The organism is Candidatus Nanosynbacter sp. TM7-074, assembly GCF_041006295.1.
GTDB lineage: Bacteria > Patescibacteriota > Saccharimonadia > Saccharimonadales > Saccharimonadaceae > Nanosynbacter.
In genome coordinates, this window is sequence record NZ_CP158487.1 from 591,359 (window position 1) to 609,728 (window position 18,370).

At 46.0% G+C, this 18,370-nt stretch carries 24 protein-coding genes and 1 tRNA gene; 3 read left to right on the plus strand and 22 right to left on the minus strand.

The annotated features are described in order from the left end of the window. The first annotated feature begins 3 nt into the window (after window positions 1-3). Window positions 4-591, plus strand: coding sequence for a hypothetical protein (locus TM074_RS03150; RefSeq protein ID WP_369000249.1), 588 nt, complete (start codon window positions 4-6; stop codon window positions 589-591). Here the strand turns inward: TM074_RS03150 and TM074_RS03155 are convergent. From TM074_RS03155 to recA, 3 genes are read right to left on the minus strand one after another with little or no spacing between them, the layout of a single operon-like run. Beyond that, window positions 588-1,241 (minus strand): regulatory protein RecX, encoded by a 654-nt coding sequence (locus tag TM074_RS03155; protein ID WP_369000250.1) that lies wholly within the window; start codon window positions 1,239-1,241, stop codon window positions 588-590. The genes TM074_RS03150 and TM074_RS03155 overlap by 4 nt on opposite strands. A 43-nt stretch (window positions 1,242-1,284) precedes the next feature. Next, window positions 1,285-1,809 carry a 2'-5' RNA ligase family protein gene (locus tag TM074_RS03160; protein WP_369000251.1) on the minus strand — a complete coding sequence of 175 codons (525 nt, stop codon included), beginning with the start codon at window positions 1,807-1,809 and terminating at the stop codon, window positions 1,285-1,287. Further along, complete coding sequence (gene recA, locus TM074_RS03165; protein WP_369000252.1) at window positions 1,809-2,864, minus strand: recombinase RecA; 1,056 nt, start codon at window positions 2,862-2,864, stop codon at window positions 1,809-1,811. The genes TM074_RS03160 and recA overlap by 1 nt, the downstream gene beginning before the upstream one ends. Window positions 2,865-2,931: 67 nt before the next feature. On the opposite strand from recA, the gene TM074_RS03170 reads away from it, so the two are divergent. Further along, entirely contained in the window at window positions 2,932-3,324 is a 393-nt protein-coding gene (locus tag TM074_RS03170) for a type II secretion system protein (protein WP_369000253.1), read from the plus strand. Here the strand turns inward: TM074_RS03170 and TM074_RS03175 are convergent, their stop codons facing one another. Continuing rightward, entirely contained in the window at window positions 3,325-4,155 is an 831-nt protein-coding gene (locus TM074_RS03175; RefSeq protein WP_369000254.1) for a PH domain-containing protein, read from the minus strand. Between the two features lie 58 nt (window positions 4,156-4,213). After that, entirely contained in the window at window positions 4,214-5,212 is a 999-nt protein-coding gene (ruvB, locus tag TM074_RS03180) for a Holliday junction branch migration DNA helicase RuvB (protein ID WP_369000255.1), read from the minus strand. Window positions 5,213-5,272: 60 nt separating this feature from the next. Here ruvB and TM074_RS03185 point away from each other — a divergent pair, with 60 nt between their 5' ends. Beyond that, window positions 5,273-5,839, plus strand: coding sequence for a hypothetical protein (locus tag TM074_RS03185; protein WP_369000256.1), 567 nt, complete (start codon window positions 5,273-5,275; stop codon window positions 5,837-5,839). 6 nt (window positions 5,840-5,845) lie between these two features. Here TM074_RS03185 and ruvA read toward each other — a convergent pair whose 3' ends face one another. The 17 genes from ruvA to dnaK form a co-directional block, all read right to left on the minus strand. Beyond that, on the minus strand, window positions 5,846-6,421 hold the full coding sequence (gene ruvA / locus TM074_RS03190) for a Holliday junction branch migration protein RuvA (protein ID WP_369000257.1): 576 nt from the start codon (window positions 6,419-6,421) through the stop codon (window positions 5,846-5,848). Between the two features lie 7 nt (window positions 6,422-6,428). Beyond that, a complete protein-coding gene (gene ruvC, locus TM074_RS03195) occupies window positions 6,429-6,902 on the minus strand; it encodes a crossover junction endodeoxyribonuclease RuvC (protein WP_369000258.1) in 474 nt (157 codons plus the stop codon). Window positions 6,903-6,942: 40 nt separating this feature from the next. After that, complete coding sequence (locus TM074_RS03200; protein ID WP_369000259.1) at window positions 6,943-8,763, minus strand: hypothetical protein; 1,821 nt, start codon at window positions 8,761-8,763, stop codon at window positions 6,943-6,945. An 86-nt stretch (window positions 8,764-8,849) separates the two neighbouring features. Beyond that, on the minus strand, window positions 8,850-9,569 hold the full coding sequence (locus TM074_RS03205) for a YebC/PmpR family DNA-binding transcriptional regulator (RefSeq protein ID WP_369000260.1): 720 nt from the start codon (window positions 9,567-9,569) through the stop codon (window positions 8,850-8,852). Between the two features lie 48 nt (window positions 9,570-9,617). Continuing rightward, the gene (locus TM074_RS03210) at window positions 9,618-11,069 is read right to left on the minus strand and encodes a ComEC/Rec2 family competence protein (protein ID WP_369000261.1); all 1,452 of its coding nucleotides are present in this window, start codon (window positions 11,067-11,069) and stop codon (window positions 9,618-9,620) included. Between the two features lie 62 nt (window positions 11,070-11,131). Continuing rightward, window positions 11,132-11,208, minus strand: a tRNA-Lys gene (locus tag TM074_RS03215). 46 nt (window positions 11,209-11,254) lie between these two features. Further along, window positions 11,255-11,734, minus strand: coding sequence for a hypothetical protein (locus TM074_RS03220; RefSeq protein WP_369000262.1), 480 nt, complete (start codon window positions 11,732-11,734; stop codon window positions 11,255-11,257). Further along, window positions 11,731-12,075 (minus strand): DUF192 domain-containing protein, encoded by a 345-nt coding sequence (locus tag TM074_RS03225; RefSeq protein ID WP_369000263.1) that lies wholly within the window; start codon window positions 12,073-12,075, stop codon window positions 11,731-11,733. Before TM074_RS03225 ends, TM074_RS03220 begins: the two co-directional genes overlap by 4 nt. Window positions 12,076-12,079: 4 nt before the next feature. Further along, the gene (locus tag TM074_RS03230) at window positions 12,080-12,223 is read right to left on the minus strand and encodes a hypothetical protein (protein WP_369000264.1); all 144 of its coding nucleotides are present in this window, start codon (window positions 12,221-12,223) and stop codon (window positions 12,080-12,082) included. A 24-nt stretch (window positions 12,224-12,247) separates the two neighbouring features. Then, window positions 12,248-13,165 carry a RimK family alpha-L-glutamate ligase gene (locus tag TM074_RS03235; protein ID WP_369000265.1) on the minus strand — a complete coding sequence of 306 codons (918 nt, stop codon included), beginning with the start codon at window positions 13,163-13,165 and terminating at the stop codon, window positions 12,248-12,250. Then, entirely contained in the window at window positions 13,165-13,671 is a 507-nt protein-coding gene (locus tag TM074_RS03240) for an ATP-dependent zinc protease (RefSeq protein ID WP_369000266.1), read from the minus strand. Before TM074_RS03240 ends, TM074_RS03235 begins: the two co-directional genes overlap by 1 nt. A 50-nt stretch (window positions 13,672-13,721) precedes the next feature. After that, the gene (locus TM074_RS03245; RefSeq protein WP_369000267.1) at window positions 13,722-13,913 is read right to left on the minus strand and encodes a hypothetical protein; all 192 of its coding nucleotides are present in this window, start codon (window positions 13,911-13,913) and stop codon (window positions 13,722-13,724) included. 108 nt (window positions 13,914-14,021) lie between these two features. Then, window positions 14,022-14,423: a tyrosine/phenylalanine carboxypeptidase domain-containing protein gene (locus TM074_RS03250; RefSeq protein WP_369000693.1), complete on the minus strand. Its 402-nt coding sequence runs from the start codon at window positions 14,421-14,423 to the stop codon at window positions 14,022-14,024. A gap of 3 nt (window positions 14,424-14,426) precedes the next feature. After that, the gene (locus tag TM074_RS03255; RefSeq protein ID WP_369000268.1) at window positions 14,427-14,648 is read right to left on the minus strand and encodes a hypothetical protein; all 222 of its coding nucleotides are present in this window, start codon (window positions 14,646-14,648) and stop codon (window positions 14,427-14,429) included. 237 nt (window positions 14,649-14,885) lie between these two features. Next, a complete protein-coding gene (locus TM074_RS03260; protein WP_369000269.1) occupies window positions 14,886-15,113 on the minus strand; it encodes a hypothetical protein in 228 nt (75 codons plus the stop codon). A 48-nt stretch (window positions 15,114-15,161) separates the two neighbouring features. Continuing rightward, the gene (gene dnaJ / locus TM074_RS03265) at window positions 15,162-16,271 is read right to left on the minus strand and encodes a molecular chaperone DnaJ (RefSeq protein WP_369000270.1); all 1,110 of its coding nucleotides are present in this window, start codon (window positions 16,269-16,271) and stop codon (window positions 15,162-15,164) included. Between the two features lie 113 nt (window positions 16,272-16,384). Continuing rightward, window positions 16,385-18,277 carry a molecular chaperone DnaK gene (gene dnaK, locus TM074_RS03270; RefSeq protein WP_369000271.1) on the minus strand — a complete coding sequence of 631 codons (1,893 nt, stop codon included), beginning with the start codon at window positions 18,275-18,277 and terminating at the stop codon, window positions 16,385-16,387. Between the last annotated feature and the right edge of the window lie 93 nt (window positions 18,278-18,370).

Genomic DNA, 18,370 nt, shown 5'->3' on the forward strand with positions numbered 1-18,370 from the left:
ATTATGCTTATTTCTGCGGACCGCTTTCTCAACACTCCTGTCATGAGCCTACAGACTGGCTCGGAATTAGCGCGAACTTCACGAGAAATTATCAATCCAAAGAACTTATCTGTAATTGCCTATGAGCTTGAGGGTAGTCTTTTAGATCAATATCCCAGCCTACTTCGCGTTAATGATATCAGAGAAATTGGACCACTAGGCATGATTATTGACTCAGCCGATGAAATTATTGGCGTTGATGATGTTATTGCCATAAAAGAAATTTACGATATAGATTTTAAACTAAAAGACAAATTAGTTACCGACGAGAAAAACCATAAAATCGGAAAAGTCATTGGCTACACCTTAGCCGCTGGTAATTTTATTATCCAACAATTGCGGGTCCGTCGACCACTATTAAAAAGTTTTGGCGATACGGAATTGCTTATTCACCGCTCGCAGATCGTTAAAGTAACTGACGATAGGATTATTGTAAAATCAGCAACAATATCACACATAGCTGAAAAAACACCCGCTCCAAACATAAACTCTTACGACAATCCTTTTCGCAAGCAGCCTCGTCCGCAACCAGAATCTACAAAAGTTGATTAATCTTTTGGGTTTTCAAGAGCCTTCTTAATGTCGTCGTAAGAAAAACCCTGTCTAGCCAAATATTGCATTAACTTCTGCTGGTCGCTATATCGATAACGTTTTTTAGCAATAATCTTCTGCAATTCCTCATCATCAGAGCGAATATTCTCTTTAACTAACGACTCAATTGTCGTATTATCAATTCCCTTTTGCGCCAGTTCCAATTTCAAACGACGAATACTGGCGCCTTTTTTTATAAATCGCTGCTCAAACCAAAATCGAGCAAATTTTTCATCGTCCAAATATTTTTTCTCAATAAGACGGTCCAAGACGCGCTCGGTAATCTCCAGCTTTATTCCAGGACGCTCAATAATTTTTCCAGTTTTCACTGAACGTCGACGAGTGGCTAGCGTTTTCCGACGCAGGTAATCGCGCACTTCTTTGATGGCTCGCGGACGCATTAAGCAGTATTCTATAGACCTAGCATACAACTTGCCAAACTGGCTATCGTCTTCTAGCTTCGAAATTTCCTCTTCCGTATATTCGCGACCAATCTTAATGCCTAGCTCGCCGACCTGAAATACGTCCAAGCTAAAACGATATTTACCGTCAATGCTTACATTGACACGATTTTTATCACGAGCCTGAAGAGAAATATCGGTGATTTTCATAAAACTATTATAGCGCTAAAACTATACGCTAGCTACTGGTGGACTATTCGACCACCTCAACCACTTTGCCATGCATGCCGTTGTAACAAGCGGCAGCACGCGGCTCAGTGATAACTGGCAATTGCCGCGGAATGGCACTCATATCGACATCGCCAAGTGTACCAGCCTCGACGCACCCAATCGTAATGTGTGGACGAAATCCATCGATATCCAGCCCTGGATGAATGTCGTCCAATATTTCAAGCAACTTCCGACGCACTTCAACCATCCAGGAGGTTTTCTGTACACGCACCTCAACCCAAACACAGTTACCAGCTTCATCCGGCAAGAAGTTAACATCGTCAAGCACCAGTTTGTCTAGGGACGGCAGCGCGGCGGCAGCTAACTTGAGACGTGGTATATCCTGCTCAGTTACATTGATCAGCGTTGCGTGCGGAATAAACTCACCGAAATCAAGATTCATTTTTTCCGACAGTTCTCGAAGGTAAGCAGTCTGCTCGTCATCAAAAATAAGATTAACTGACGCCATATGCTTTTCGGCTGAATATCTGGACTCTACTGCTCGCATTAACTTTCCGCTTCTTTCACTTTATCACGCACTTTCTGATCGATTTCTGCCAGAACTTCAGGATTTTCTTTTAGGTAAGCTTTAGACTTATCACGCCCCTGACCAATAGTTTCGCCGTTATATTTATAGAAGGCGCCAGACTTTTCAACAATGCCGTGCGTAGCCGCCAAGTCCAGAATGTCGCCAGTCTTAGAAATACCCTCATTATACATAATGTCAAACTCAGCGATACGGAATGGAGGCGCAATCTTGTTCTTCACTACTTTAATTTTAGTACGGTTACCGATAATATCATCACCAACTTTAATTTGTCCGATACGGCGAATATCAATTCGCTGCGAAGCGTAAAACTTCAAAGCGTTGCCACCAGTGGTCGTTTCAGGATTACCAAACATCACACCAATCTTCATGCGGATCTGGTTGATGAAAATCACTGTCGCTTTCGATTTGTTAATAATTCCCGTCAATTTACGCAACGCCTGGCTCATTAATCGCGCCTGCAGCCCCATGTGAGAATCGCCCATATCGCCGTCAATTTCTGCCTGTGGCGTCAAGGCCGCCACCGAGTCAACAACAACCAAGTCAACCGCATTTGATCGAACTAGCGTTTCTGCAATTTCCAATGCCTGCTCACCATTGTCTGGCTGTGATACCAGCAGATTTTCCGTATCCACACCCAAACGCTTGGCATAGCTCGGGTCAAGCGCATGCTCAGCGTCAATAAACGCCGCCGTGCCGCCCTGCTTTTGAATCTCAGCAATAGCATGTAGAGTCAATGTCGTCTTGCCCGAACTTTCCGGACCATAAATCTCAATAATTCGCCCCTTTGGATATCCACCACCAAGTGCCAGATCCAAACTCAAAGCGCCTGAAGGAATTACCTCAACATCAACCTTATGAGCCTCGCCAAGCTTCATAATTGATCCGTCGCCAAACTGTTTAGTGATCTGATCCATCGCCAGACCCAACGCTTTCAATTTCCCGTCATCAACTTTTTTACCTGATGCTTGACTTGGCTTCTCTGAATTTACCGTTTTACTGTCTGATTTTGCCATAGCATTCCCTCCTTAGTTACTACCTTTATTATACCGATTTGTCACAATATTTGCTATAATTACATTCATGAATAAGCGAAACGGTTTCACAATTATTGAACTTCTGGTTGTAGCAACTTTTTTGATCATTATTGCAATATTAGGTTTTTCGCAATATACCAAATTGACCAATGAGTCAAACAACACTAAAAAACGCACCGCCCTAAACGCCATGTATTACAGTTTAGAGGAAGGTTTTTACACTAAAAACGGCTATTACCCGGAGAAATTAGAAGACTCGACATTGTCGACTATGGAACCTGAGTTACTAAAAGACCCAAATGGTAAGAAAATTGGTGAAAAAGACAGTAGCTATCGCTACGAATCCTCAAACTGCAATGGAGGAAAATGCAAGTCCTATAAACTGGTCGCAACCCTTGTCGATGAAGATGACTACATAAAAGAAAGTCGCCACAAATAATTAATCGTCAACAGGACGACCGTTCTTGAAGTCCTCAATAGCGTTGTTGATAATTGCAATCTGCTCACGCGGATTTGCTACGAAATGAAACCTATAAGTCGTTTCTTCACCCTCGGTGCTAAGACGAATAGTGCCGTAATTAAATATCGTCTGAATAATCCCCGACTGTCGGAAACTAGCGTCCTCAATACTACCCAGGCTCACCGTCTGCTCACGTCGAGAAAACAGGCTTTCTTGGATTTCCTGAATGACACTTTCATTAGTCATGAAGAATTGATTCTGTAGATATATCCATAGAGCCACCGCGCCACCAAGCACTACAAGACCAATAAGCAGCATCGCTACACCAAAAATGTCAGTAACAGAAGGCATGATTGGCAGAATTGAATCGCGAGTGATTGACGGATAAAACATCACGAATGTCATAATTATCACTACCAAAAAAATTGAAACTATCGCTGGAATCAACATGCCAATTGGATGACGCTTAATATCCAAAATCACATACTCACCTTCACTCAAATTTAAGTTTGGGTATTGCTGGACTGACTTTTCATGCTTCCTTTTTAGCTCATCGCTAATAGTAAAAGGTTTTGGGTCAATCTCGCGCGCTACATGTACAACTTGCGGTTCATTGGCGTATTGACTGCGCAATCGTGGATCAAAATTCTCCCCATCAATAATTTCTGGACGCATCGTTACATGAGAGTTTGTTTGCGCCACCACCGGAGCTGGCCTGCCAGTCTGAGGCGGGTGATGATAAAGCGGACGGCCGTCAGCATCATAAGCTACTGGCTGAGTCAAATCTTCCGATGGCGTTTGCGGATTCATGACAATATTATACCATATCCTCTTCGGTATATTCGACTTAACCCATTTAATAATTTACCTATTTTTTCAGATGTCGCTTTGCTTTAACGGTAACTCGCCGACCACGTGGCGTACGCTCAATAAAGCCAATTTGCAGCAAATACGGCTCGTAAAAATCCTCAATCGTCGTCGCTTCATCGCCAGTCAGGGCGGCAATGGTCGTTAGCCCCACGGGATTATCACCATAATTTTCCAGAATTGATTGCAGTAAATTGCGATCAGCTGGATCCAAGCCCAGCTCGTCCACTTCTAGCATTTCCAAAGCACTCGTTGTTGTTTTTACATCAATTATGCCATCACCGTTGACGTCGGCATAGTCGCGCACACGTTTGAGTAGGCGGTTAGCGATGCGCGGCGTCAAGCGAGCCCGCGTTGATAACAGGTTCGCTGCTTCATTCCGAATAGACGACTCCAAGATGGCCGCACTACGCGTCACAATTTTAGCGATATCCTCTGGCTCATAAAACTCCAAGCGGTAAATATGCCCAAATCGATCGCGCAGCGGCGCCGCCAAACTACCCGTCCGCGTCGTCGCACCGATGACCGTAAACCTCGGTAAATCCAGCCGAATCGACCGGGCTGCCGGGCCTTTGCCGATGACGATGTCTAGCTTGAAATCTTCCATCGCCGAATATAAAATCTCTTCCACCGCCCGACCGAGCCGATGAATTTCATCAATGAACAAAATGTCGCCGTCCGCCAAATTCGTCAAAATTGACGCCAAATCACCAGCTTTTTCAATGGCTGGGCCACTGGTGATGCGCAAATTCGTCCCCATCTCATTGGCGATCACTGTCGCCATGGTCGTCTTGCCCAGTCCTGGTGGACCGTATAGCAGCACATGATCTAGTGGCTCGCCACGCTTCTTAGCCGCGTCAATAGCCAAGCGTAAATTCCGCTTCAACCGCTCCTGACCAACATATTCATTAAAACTCTGCGGCCGCAAACTAACTTCAATCCGCTGCTCATCGGTATCATCACTGTGTGAGCTGGTATCGACTATTCTCTCAATTGCCATACACTAATTATACCATTTGTAGTACAATAGGAGTGTCTACAGTTACAATAGGAGTTTTCAATGCCAAATTCGACGTCAGAAGTCAAAAAAGACATAGGAGAGATATACGACCAAGTTCCAAAGGGAATTAGGCTAATGTCAGAAGCAGTGCCGCATCTTTTGAAGGCGTTAAAGTTAGAACCTTCCGACGAATCTGAGGGAATTGAGTCGCAAAGAATCGCAATTGATGTACGAAAAATTAGCGACACTCTAACAGAGCAAGGATATGGCAATTTTGAACAGACGAAAGAATACGATCCTAAATCAATAGAAATTGCAAGATATATTATTGACTTAACGACAAGATATCCATTCTTAGGGTGCAGCAAAAAAGCATCAGAAGAGGGAATTTCCAACGAAGAGTTAGCTAGAGAGCTTATAGGTAACGCAGATGTCTGTCTATACTCTAATCTCCCTGGTCTATGTGGAATTACTTATCTGCAGGGCCAGCAATTACGCGGTAGCGTTCAAAGTTTCCACGACAGTAGCAGGCTAACGCTTGACGATGTAGAAGATCTCATAAAAGAAGCAAGGCAAAGACTAGCAGCAGAAAACGAACCGGGGCAAGCTAATAATTTCGATTCCTAAATAACTTTATTTCTTCAACGCCTCAGTCACCCGCTGTGCTGTCGGCAGATTGACATCAACATTTTCCAGCGCCTTAGTAGCATCAGCTAAGGTATAGCCTAACGCCATTAACGCTTCCAGTGCCTCGTCAGAGGTGTTTAATTCAGTTTGGACTGGCGTATCCGCTCGACCATACTGCGTCGGCAAGCCAACTTTATCACTCAAATCAACCACCACCCGCTCAGCAGTTTTTTTGCCGACACCAGCAGCTTGTTGTACAAACGCACTGTCGGCGTTAGCGATGGCGTTGCGTACGTGCTCCGCGTCGCTCAGACTGAGGATAGCCAATGCTGCCTTTGGGCCGACTCCCTGAACGGTGATGAGCATTTCAAATAGTTTCTTTGCTGCCAGACTTGAAAAACCGAATAGCTCTTCTGCCTGCTCGCGCACGTGATGATAGGTATAAAACTTCACATCCTGATCCAACATCACCGCATCAAAATCACCAGCCGCCACGCTAACTTCATAGCCAACGCCGTGAACGTCAATCACCAACGACCCGTTAAACTTCTCGGCAACTTTTCCAAAAACATGTGCAATCATAATTCAATTATACCCGATTCATCGCTGCGTGGGTAATTGCCGCCGCCAGCGCATCAGCACAGTCGTCCGGTTTTGGCACATCCTTTAGTCCCAAGTTTAAGCGCACCATTTCCTGAACTTGTTTTTTATCAGCCTTACCATAGCCCGTCAACGTTTGTTTGATTTGCAGCGGCGTATATTCGGCGATCGGCAACCCCGCTTTTCGGCCCGTCAACATCGCTACACCACGCGCTTCTGCAACAGAAATCGCCGTCGTCACATTACGGGCAAAAAACAATTTTTCAATCGACATGACGTCAGGTTTAGCCTCAGTAATAATTTCCGTCAAGCTGTCAAAAATTTCCTCCAGCCGCTCATCAATCGGCGTATGAGCTGGCGTTCTGACGACCCCCGCCGTAACCAACTTAAACTTACCGCCCGAAAAATCAATCACGCCAAAGCCCAAAATCCCTGTTCCTGGATCAATACCAATAATTCTCATGGTTACATTATAGCAATGATTTGACCACTCAGTCACTAACTCATTGCCGTAATCGTCGTATCAATTGCGACAGCTCCCAGCGCCACTGCCACGCACCGTAACCTACCGCCAATAAACTAACGCCACCAAATACCCACCAGCCCCAGGTTGCCCCAGCGACCTGCTTGACACCTTCTGGTGCAAAATCAGCAGCTGGCGGCGTTATGGTTTTTATTTTTCGACAACGATTGGTCGCTGGATTACGCTCATAGCCTTCAGCGCACTCCTTCAGTACGTCACTATCTGCCGCAATTTTCTTACAGCGTCCAGTTTCTGGATTGCGAAAATAGCCATCTTGGCAAGGCTTCAAGGTTTTGGCGGCCAGGGCCACAATTGACCGACAACGCCCAGTCTGCTCGCTGCGATAATAACCTTCTTTGCACGGGGCTGGTGTTTTAGCAACCTTAATCTTCCGACACCGCTTTGTTTCTGGATGACGATAATAACCAGCTTGACATGGAGCCAAATCTTCACGCGGCGGACTCTGTGATCGTGGCGACTGAGCAGTCTCAATGGCACGCACATTTGCCCATTTTCCAGGTGTTGGTATCGCCCAACCCCAGCCATCATGGAACAATGCCCACGAAGAGCCGCGACGAGCCTCTCGGTCCGCCCCCTTCACCGCCACCGTTTGATATCTCACTAATCCCTGAATATCCTCAAGCCAAACCGACCGATCGTCCGCCACCAGACTCAAAGCCTTGCCGTCATCACGCTTTTTCACGACCAGCACTTCTTGAGGCTGCAAGATCACCTCTTCATTAAGCTCTGGATTGCGACCCCAATGAAACGTGTTGGCGACACTGGCTGTATCGCCATATAACCCAAACCGCAGTCGATATTTGCCCAAATCAATCGGCTCAGTCCCCTGATTCATAACCTCGATAAAATCAGCACAGTCGTTCAACTGCTCCTCGTCAATAAGACATTGCCGCGGATTCGTCAGCACCTCCGTAATCACCAGGCCAGCGGTATCGGCCGGAGGAAGATAATGTCCGTCATCATAAAATTGTACAGCAGCAGCTGGTTTCAACTGAAAATCTTTTTCAAAACTACCCGTTTGTTTTACTTTTTTTGAACGCTGCTTATGGACGGCGATAGTGGCAGCTTGATTTTCTGGAATATTATTAACCGTCTGGATAACAATTCCGTCATAAATCAATTCAACTTTAACGATATCACGCTGAAAATCCCGGGGTAGCTGCGGTAATCGACGGAAGCCATTATTTTCAGCAGCGTAACTTACGTAGCGACCTGGCAGAATATAACCATCGGTGTCGGCGTACTGGATTTGCTGAGTATCGCCGCTGTTGTCGGTTAAACGAATCGCCAATTTGCCAAGAAATAAAGCACGATCCGACTGATTATATAGCTCAATCAATTCAAGTCGCACACCTCCCAAAAAAGCCGTGATGGCTATATCTGGAGTTGTTGAAACTGGAGTAATGGGCGAAGCAACCGGAGGTGATACAGCCGTCGACTGTTCTGACTTTGTCGTCGATGATTGGGTATCAGGAGACGTGGCAGGCTGAGATTCCGCCTGAGGCTTGGCTGTCTCAATTTTAGGAGTAGAAGCAATGCCCGTCTGCTGATCGCCAACAAAGGGTTTCGTAGGCTTATTATCGCCCGCAGATGGCTCACTTGACAGTGTAGTCGACCCACTAGAAGCCGCAGGTAAAGAAGACTTTACAGGAGAGCTGGCAGATGAAGAGTCATCCAAAGAGGTATTAGCATCAAGAGACGAATTGGCACTCACCGTAGACACAGGCAATACTAAAGACACAACCAGAGTCATAAGTAGTCCAGTACGCAAATATTTCATGTCGTCTCCTTGCTTATGGTTTTCAATTATAGCGTAACATATAAAACCACTTTATGAAAAGACGGAGATCCAACCCTCTCGGCAAACTACACATCGGCAGTAATATCGGCATTGGTGTAGACGTTGACTACATCGTCTAAATCGTCCAGAGCATCCAGCACTTTCAACAACTTCTGTGCGGTTTCGGCATCGGCCACCTCGATAACTGAATTTGGCACATATTGCAGTTCGGCATCTTTAATCACTAGCCCTTGCTCCGCCAAAGCAGTTCGGACCGCCGCCAAATCTTTCTGGTCAGTATAGACTATCATTTCACCATCTTCCTCGGCTGCATCTTCCGCCCCAGCATCAAGAATCTGTAACAACAATTCCTCGCCTGAACCTTTGACTGTAATTACGCCTTTACGTGTGAATTGAAAAGCCACACTGCCCGCGTCAGCGATACGTCCGCCGTTTTTGACCAGCGCGGTTTTCACTTCTGGCAATGTGCGATTACGATTGTCGGTCGCCGTTTCGATGATGATGCCGACGCTACCCGGGCCGTAGCCTTCATAGGTAATTTCTTCCAGCGCCGCTGCGCTTTTGTCAGCCACGCGATCGATTGCTCGCTGAATGTTAGCGCTCGGCATGTTGGCCGCCTTGGCCTTTTCGATCGCCATTGCCAAACTTGAGTTTAAGGATGGGTCTGTGCCGCCACGTGCCGCGATTGCAATTTGATTACCCAACTTAGTGAAAATCGCACCGCGCTTCGCATCAACAATCGCTTTCTGGCGGTGCGTCGTTGCCCATTTACTATGTCCTGACATACTATCTCCTACCGTTTATTTGCTATTTCAATCTGTTACTATTATACACTACTTCACGATATTCACCTGAATGAGATTCAATTTCGTCTGCTTCTTCATCCACCACATAGCACCAATCATCGCCGCATACATCAAACCGCACTGCCACCAAGTAATATTCACTTCCACCTGCGCCCACTCCAGCCCCGCCAGCCAATTAGCCGCCTGAATCATATAGCTCAGCAGCCAGGTCGTCGGCAGGGCAATAGCCGCGCCAATCATCGACACTACCGCCAGCACGCCCGACGCAAAAGTCAATAGTATCGCCAGCGGCACAAACGGCAAGATCAGCATATTAGCGATCAGCGCTACATTACTAACCACGCCGAAGCTCATCATCAACAGTGGCAGTGTCGCAAGCTGCGCCGACAGCGTCTCGATCAGAATTTGTCGAAACGTGCCAGGGTCTTTGTCGCCAAAGAAATACTTGTGCAGCAGCGGTGCCAGAATGATCACGCCCGTAAACGACGCAAAGCTCAATTGCCAGCCCAAATCGCCCCAGCCAAACTGCGGATTGACCAGTAATGTAATCGCCGCTGAGACTGGCAGCAGCACCAGCGGATGAATTGTCCGCCCATAATACCAGGCCGCCAAACTGAGTCCCGCCACCAGTCCAGCTCGCGACATGCTCGGGCTCAAACCCGTCACCGCCATGAAACCAATAATCATCGTTGCCGCACTGAGCATCGCCAGATATTTTGACCGCTTGGCAAACAGCCGCCGCGCCAGGCGTACTAAAATCGTCAAATTATAACCGCTAGCCACCACTATGTGTGTCAAACCAGCAGTCTTCAAATTATCGCTCAGTTCCGTCGGCATGGCTCGCCGTAGCCCCAACAAAAATCCCAAGCCCAGCGCCGACTCAGACTCTGGAATATGCTTGCGCACTCGCTCGGCAAACCAGTCGCGCACCCCGACCGCCACGTCGCCAGGAACTGGACGCTCAACGCTGCCAATTTTCGCCCGATACATACTCGCCGAAAAAGCGCCAAATCCCGCCGTTAATTTGCCTTGAGTTTGAACGATGTCACTGCGTTTAATGGAACGCTTTTCAGCCGTCATCACCCACAGTTGTCCTGCCAATCTCTCGCCATTGATCCGTAAATCACTCAACCGCAACACCGTTTGCCCTTTCTTGTCGATGTCAGGATCTTCCAAAACACGGCCTTGAATAACCGCACTTTTACCAATCAGCGAATCGTATACCTCCAAACCCGCTCGACCCAACTCACCGCGCCATAATCCCACCAATCCGCCAGCGATAAGTGCCACAATCATCAACGCCCGCCACCGCCAGACCATCACCACAGCTATCAACCCCAGCCCAACCATCAAAGCCCACGCCTCAAGCATCACCGACCGCGGCAAATAATGAACCGCAATTACGCCAACCGTCAACCCCAAACACCACGCCGCCACCAACCAAGAGATATGGATTTTCTCAAATAGGCGACTATTCATATTTAAAGTATAGCCAGAATATAGATAAGAAAAAAGACTCCAAAAGGAGTCGATTTCAAAATTGGAGGGTCCACCGGGGCTTGAACCCGGGACACCCTGCTTAAAAGGCAGGTGCTCTAACCAACTGAGCTATGGACCCATCGGAATATCCGCTTTTTTCATCCTATCACGAATCATCTAAAAGGTCAATGCTTGCCAGGCTTATGTCCACCAGTATGCAACATGAATAAGTCAATTACGCCACATACTAACCCCAGCGTAGCAACATAACGCCAGTTACTAGCAAATATTTTATACAAACCTAGGGCCTGCCCGTCCAGCGATACATATTTCCCCAGCGGCATAACAAGCAGCGAGGCGGTTAAAAAAGCAATTGCCACCGCAGAAATAATCTTTTCGTGTTTACGTTGATATCTCGGTCCGCCCAGTAGGAGTGCAAATAGCGGAATCAACGTCAAAATTAATGCCGCAATCACACCATTTGGCAGCCAACTAACCGCCAACTTTAATCCGTCCAGCAACCCAGTCAGCCAGCTTGCCCACCACTCCGATAACAAAAATCCTGCCGCTAGTGATAAAGCCAACGGACCGAATCGACGAGACGATACAAACGCAATCGTAAAAACTATCGCTAAAATTGCCCCGAATAAAATTATTACGCTCATTTATTATCCTCCAAATCAAATTTTACTACCGAGTCTACTGTCGCGCTTGCTCTCTTAGCAACACCAGCCTTTACCTCTAAAACGTATTTTGCAGGGACTGGCGGTTTATATTTTTCATACGGCTCAGCATCCGGCTTAACATTATGCTGCACATGGACAATACGTTTTTTCTCATTAATCCAAATGATATCTACCGCAAATTTCATATCTTTCATCCACATTTGATGGCGGTCAATACTATCAAATACAAACAGCATCGCATAATTATCCTCTATTCCTAGCCTATCAGCCAAACCCTTTCGACGCGAATCTTCATTGTCAGCAATCTCCGCACGAAGCATCGTCTTATTTAAATAAACAATCTCTGTTTTTGGCGATACTGATTGAAATACACAAAAAAACCGCGCCACCAATAATCGCCAGCATGCCACAAATAAAAAACCATTTGATAGCAGTCTGGATTGCTGTTGGATGACGAGATTCGTCCATAAACTTATTATAACAAGTTTATGCTTAAGCGCCGATTTTATCTTTTTTGTTGCCGCGCTTAGCGTTGCGCTCAATATAGTCGATTATTTTACCGGAAACATTACGCCGCGTTATCTTCTCGATACCAAACCCTGGGCTAGCATTCACTTCCAGCACCAAGGCACCACGACTTGATCGCATAAAGTCGACACCAGCAACCATTAGACCCATCGCCTTAGCCGCTTTAATACACATCTTCCGTTCGGCGTCAGTCAACTTTACACTATTCCCCTCGCCACCCTTGTGAAGATTGCTACGAAAATCATCATCCAGACTCTGTCGTTTCATACTCGCTACCACTTGACTGCCAACCACAAAAGCACGAATATCAGTTCCAGCCGACTCTTTAATAAACTCCTGCAGCAATACGTTAGTGCCGTCAGAGTTTGTCAAATAAAATGCCTGAAGAACCGACTTGGCAGCCTTCTTCGTCTCAGCTAAGACGACACCGTTGCCATGAGTGCCTCGCGCCAATTTGATAATTGCCGGCATACCACCAATCTCTTCAATAAGCGAATCTATATCCGTCGCATTCCGCGAGAAAACCGTCTTTGGAATTGACACACCCGCTTTAACCAATAGCTGCGTTGAGCGTAATTTGTCGCGCGCCCTTGTGATTGCAATCGACCGATTCATAAAAAACGCCTTTGGATACATCATCTCTAATTGTCGCAAAACTGCCGTACCATATTTTGTCATGTGACTAGCAATTCGCGGAATTACCACATCAAACTCACCAATTTCTTTGCCTTTATAAATAACCGTCGGGTGCTTTTCATCAATCGAAACATAACAGTTTTTATACTTAACAACTTTAACTTGATGACCACGCTTTTCAGCCTCCTCTTTCAGGCGAAGTGTCGAATAATTAATATTGCCGTTGGATAAGATTGCAATTCGCATTATTTTCCTTCACCTTTCTGATGATATTTTTTATAAAATTCGTATGGATTCAATTTCACTTCTTCATTAAGACTAGCAGTTACGGACGGTTTTTTTCTGCGAACATTTTTTCTTGAGACATCCACTAGGAATTTTCCAGAAATCGACCGTCTCCCAATTAACACCGGAAATTCATTCTTCGACCGATCAGACAGATTCATCAGCATTTTAATTTTACGACCGCCAATTTTTACCCAAAAATGCGTACGATAACGAATTTGTTCATGACCCATAGCAGACCGCACACTAGCCACGGAATAATCAGTTCTCTTAAATATTTTACCGTTATAATAGGGCGAACCTTCGCCAAATAATGAAAACTTTAGCACTCCGTCTTTATCAACGCGGATATTACTTGCCCATACCACGCTTGAATCGGCCCCCGTGTCAATCTTAGCTGGGACTCTTTGCGCTCGTTTGCCAAAATCCACAAACTCAGTTGAGCCAATAACAGTTTTTTCTTTCATGTGCAAATATTATGGCACATTTTAAGATATATATCAAATATATCGCCCCGCTAAACACTTCTTGATTCAAGAATTACACGCCTATGATCAGCTGAGGTATTCACCTTCCCGGCGAGCAGTAACGACAGTAATAAATCGTCGCCCTTTATGGATTCTAGGTATTTCCAAACTTCCACCGAGCCATTATAGTAGCTTAAGTCCTTAAATAGCGGTAAGTCATTCGTGCCGCGGAAACTACGCAAAGTCTGAGTAAAGGCAGTCTTTTTCGCCTTTGCTATCTGTTCGTCACTAACCTCACCTCCATCATCTATAGAACCGAGCAGAGATAGCCGCCACTTAATCTCAAATGCTTAACGAAAATCTTTTTCATCATAATGCGCCAATCCCGCAGTTATATAGTGATCAACGCCGCGCTCAGCAAACTTTCCGCTCAAAGCCTGCTCCATCACCACCCCTAGCCCTTCCTCGGTGTCATAATAGTCGCTCAATCCAGATATCAGAGGAAGCATATCCGTTTCTCCGACAGCAATAGACCTCAACATATGGACACCAATCTCATGAACTACCAAATTCTCAACCTTTTTACGAGATCGCATCATACCATTATCGGGAATAACTATTCTCTTCTCGGAGGATTTTACATTAACAGAAGTAGCCTTCCCTACAGAAACCGTCCAACCCTCCGCTGCTCCAGCATAACCCTCTGAATCATTAAGTCCATTGAACTCTTCTTCGATAATATCAGTAAATATTTTCTACAACTCATACGGATCAAATTCTTCTTGCTCATTAGGAATATGACTTAGCACACCTCCGTATAAAGACTCAGCCACACCATGCATCCACTGCACCGTATCACTGGACGGACAAAACCTCTCTGGAATATCCACGTCAGGATCAAAATCAACCATACCAAACAATTCTTTGCGCAACTTATCTGCTTTTCCTATTAGTTTTTTATTGCGCACACGATTCAACTTTTCGCCCAGCAGAGAACGATAAGTGTCCTCGTCTGACTCACCATAAATCTCTATACTTAGACCTTTATATGTCTCGGCAATATTTTGTCTATCTTCTTCTGAATTAGCGCCGCGATAAGCTTGAGCATAACGAAGAAGTTCGGTTTGCTGGATGTATTTTTCAACAAATCCCTCATAAACCTTCTTGCCAATCGATGTCAGGTCAGGATGATTCAGTATCTTATCGCCAAGTTCTCATATCTTTTCTATAGCTTCGTCAAAATCAGCGGCATTCAGCTTACCGTAAACAAACTGAGGGTTTCTAGTCTCTCCAGACAAGAACCTCTCTTCTTCGCCACGGTTTGACGGCGTAAACATCGTAACAATTTTTGGAGACAAATCTATCAGCTGACCATAAAGATCTTCTATGGGTGTGTGATTTGATTCATTTGTATTAGCTGACAGCTCTGGTGTATTCATCATTCTCACTATTATAGCATAAAATGCGCATTATGACAAGAGGTGACACCTCTACGAAAATAGTCCGCGCTTCTTTGCACCTCTAAACTGCTCCAAAAGCTCCTTCTGCTTTTTTGTCAATTTAGTTGGAGTGTCGACAATAATACCCACAATGTGCGGACCGCGTGACTCACTACGCAAATTTGGTACGCCATGCCCAGACAGCTTAAAATCAGTACCGCTTTGTGTGCCAGCTGGGATTTTCATAGTAATAACGCCGTCCACAGTCTCCACGTCAATTTCCGTCCCCAATGCCGCATCAACCATGGAAATATGCTCTTCGCTAAGAATAATATTACCCTCACGAGTGAATTTTTTATGCGCTTTAACGCGAATATGAACATACAAATCGCCTCGACTTCCGCCAGATATAGCCTCACCACGATCACGCAATCTAATCGTTGCCTCGTCGTCAATACCAGCTGGGATTTTAATAGTTATATCTTTATTCTGGCGAGTCGTGCCTTTTCCTCGACAAACTGAGCATTCTTTTTCAGGAACTTTGCCTTTGCCACGACAAGTTTCGCAAGTAACCGCCTGCTGAATTTGACCAAATAGCGAGTTCATTACTCGCGTTTGCTGCCCCGCGCCCTTACACGTTGGGCATGTTTTTACGCCAAACCCCGGCTCAGCACCATCACCATGACAATGCTCACACTCGTCCTCTAGCGACAAACTGATTTTCTTTTCTGTACCGAATATTGCATCTTCAAAACTGAGGGTTACGCTAGTTTCAATATCACGCCCACGCTGACGACCACCACCCGATGCGCCAGGCGCGCCACCAAAAAACTGACTAAATATATCACCCAGACCGCCGTCACCAAAATCAAAATGAACATTCTGGCCACCAAATCCACCAAAGCCTTCAAACGGGTTACCAGAAAAACCACCACCTGAAGCACCGCCGACACCAGCGTGACCAAATTGATCATAGCGCTGGCGCTTTTGTTTATCCTTCAAAACCTCGTAAGCTTCATTTATCTCCTTAAACTTAGCTTCGTCGCCACCCTCTTTATCAGGATGATATTTTACCGCTAGCTTACGAAAGGCTTTTTTTATCTCATCTTCAGAAGCGCTTTTTGACACGCCTAAAACTTCATAATAATCACGCTTACTCATATATTCTATGATAACAAACTAGCACTCACGACGCAAGAGTGCTAATTAAGCTGACATAGAAAATACTGCAGGCTAAAAACTGCTGCAGTATTTTACATATTTACGGGTGACGATTACTTCTCGTCAACCACTTCGCCTTCGACTGGTTCATCCTTGTCAGATTTTTTGTCGTCCTTAGACTCATCAGCCTTTTTGCCCTCAGCAGCTTGCTGGTACATTTTGGCACCGATTGGCATGATGGCGTCGTTGAGCGCTTTCACGGCTGCTTCTAGCTCATCTTTATCATCAGCATCTTTGTGCTTTTCTGCTTCTTTGACCGCCTCGTCAATCGCCTTTTTATCGTCGTCAGAGATCTTGTCCTTAAACTCATCCGGCATTTTCTTGGCCTGGTAGATGGCGTTTTCCAGCTGGTTTTTGGCGTCAACCGTTTCGCGCTTTTTCTTGTCTTCGTCGGCATGCATTTCGGCTTCTTTTTGCGCCTTTTCAATGTCTTCCTTGCTCATGTTGCCTGAGTTTTGGATGGTAATCGACTGCTCTTTGCCGGTGCCTTTGTCTTTAGCGGTGACGTTGAGGATACCATTGGCGTCGATATTGAAGGTTACTTCAATCTGCGGCACACCGCGCGGTGCTGGCGCGATACCGTCAAGCACAAAACGCCCCAAGCTCTTGTTGTCATTGGCAAATTCGCGCTCACCCTGCAAGACGTGAATTTCCACTTGCGGCTGATTATCCGCTGCCGTCGAAAATACCTCGCTCTTGCTGGTCGGTACAGTGGTGTTGCGCTCGATCAGCTTGGTCGAGACTCCGCCCATCGTCTCAATACCAAGGCTCAACGGCGTCACGTCTAGCAGCAGCACGTCTTTAACATCGCCAGCCAGCACACCACCCTGGATGGCTGCACCAACGGCTACCACTTCGTCTGGGTTAACGCCTTGCATTGGGTCTTTACCAAACAGCTTTTTCACCCGCTCAACCACCGCTGGCATACGAGTCATACCGCCAACCATCACCACGTTTTGGATGTCTGATTTAGAGAGTTTGGCGTCTTTAAGCGCTTTTTCAACTGGGCCGTCAAGGCGCGCTAGCAGATCTTTCACCAAATCTTCCAGTTTAGCCCGTGTCAGGCTCAACTCAAAGTGCTTTGGTCCGTCAGCATCAGCGGTGATAAACGGAATATTGACTTCATACTCAGTGACTGTCGATAGTTCCTTCTTGGCCTTTTCCGCCTCGTCCTTTAGTCGCTGCATAGCCGCATTGTCTTTGCGTAGGTTGATGCCTTCTTTAGACTTAAAGTCATCCAGGAAATAGTTAACGATGATATTGTCAAAGTCCTCGCCGCCCAGATGCGTATCGCCGTTAGTGGCTTTCACCTCAAACACGCCGTCGCCGAGTTCCAGGATGGAAACGTCGAAAGTACCACCACCTAGGTCAAACACCACGATGGTTTCGTCATTTTTACCTTTTTCCAAACCATATGCCAAAGCTGCCGCCGTTGGTTCATTGATGATACGCTTAACTTCCAGACCAGCGATTTTACCAGCGTCTTTGGTGGCTTGACGCTGCGAATCGTCAAAGTAGGCCGGCACCGTGATGACCGCTTCAGTAACTTTTTCACCCAAGAATGCCTCAGCATCAGCCTTGATCTTGCTAAGGATCATAGCTGAAACTTCTTCTGGTGTGTATTCTTTGTCGCCCATCTCTACTGCTACACCGGTACCTTTTTTAACAATCTGGTATGGCATGATATCGAGGTCTTTTTGGACTTCCTTGTCAGTAAACTTACGGCCGATCAAACGCTTGACACCGTAAATAGTATTCTTTGGATTGGTCACCCGCTGACGCTGAGCCACTTGTCCAACCAAGCGCTCACCCTTTTTATTAATTGCCACCACTGATGGCGTGGTACGGTTACCTTCGGCGTTAGCGATAACTTCTGGCTTGCCTGCCAGCATGTACGCAAAGGCGCTGTTAGTTGTACCGAGGTCAATTCCGATAATTTTACCCATATGATTCCCCTTTCTATTATGATCACATCTGGTTTTTGTTTATATCCATTTTAGCACTCTTTATTAACGAGTGCCAACTATTTCAGTATAAAT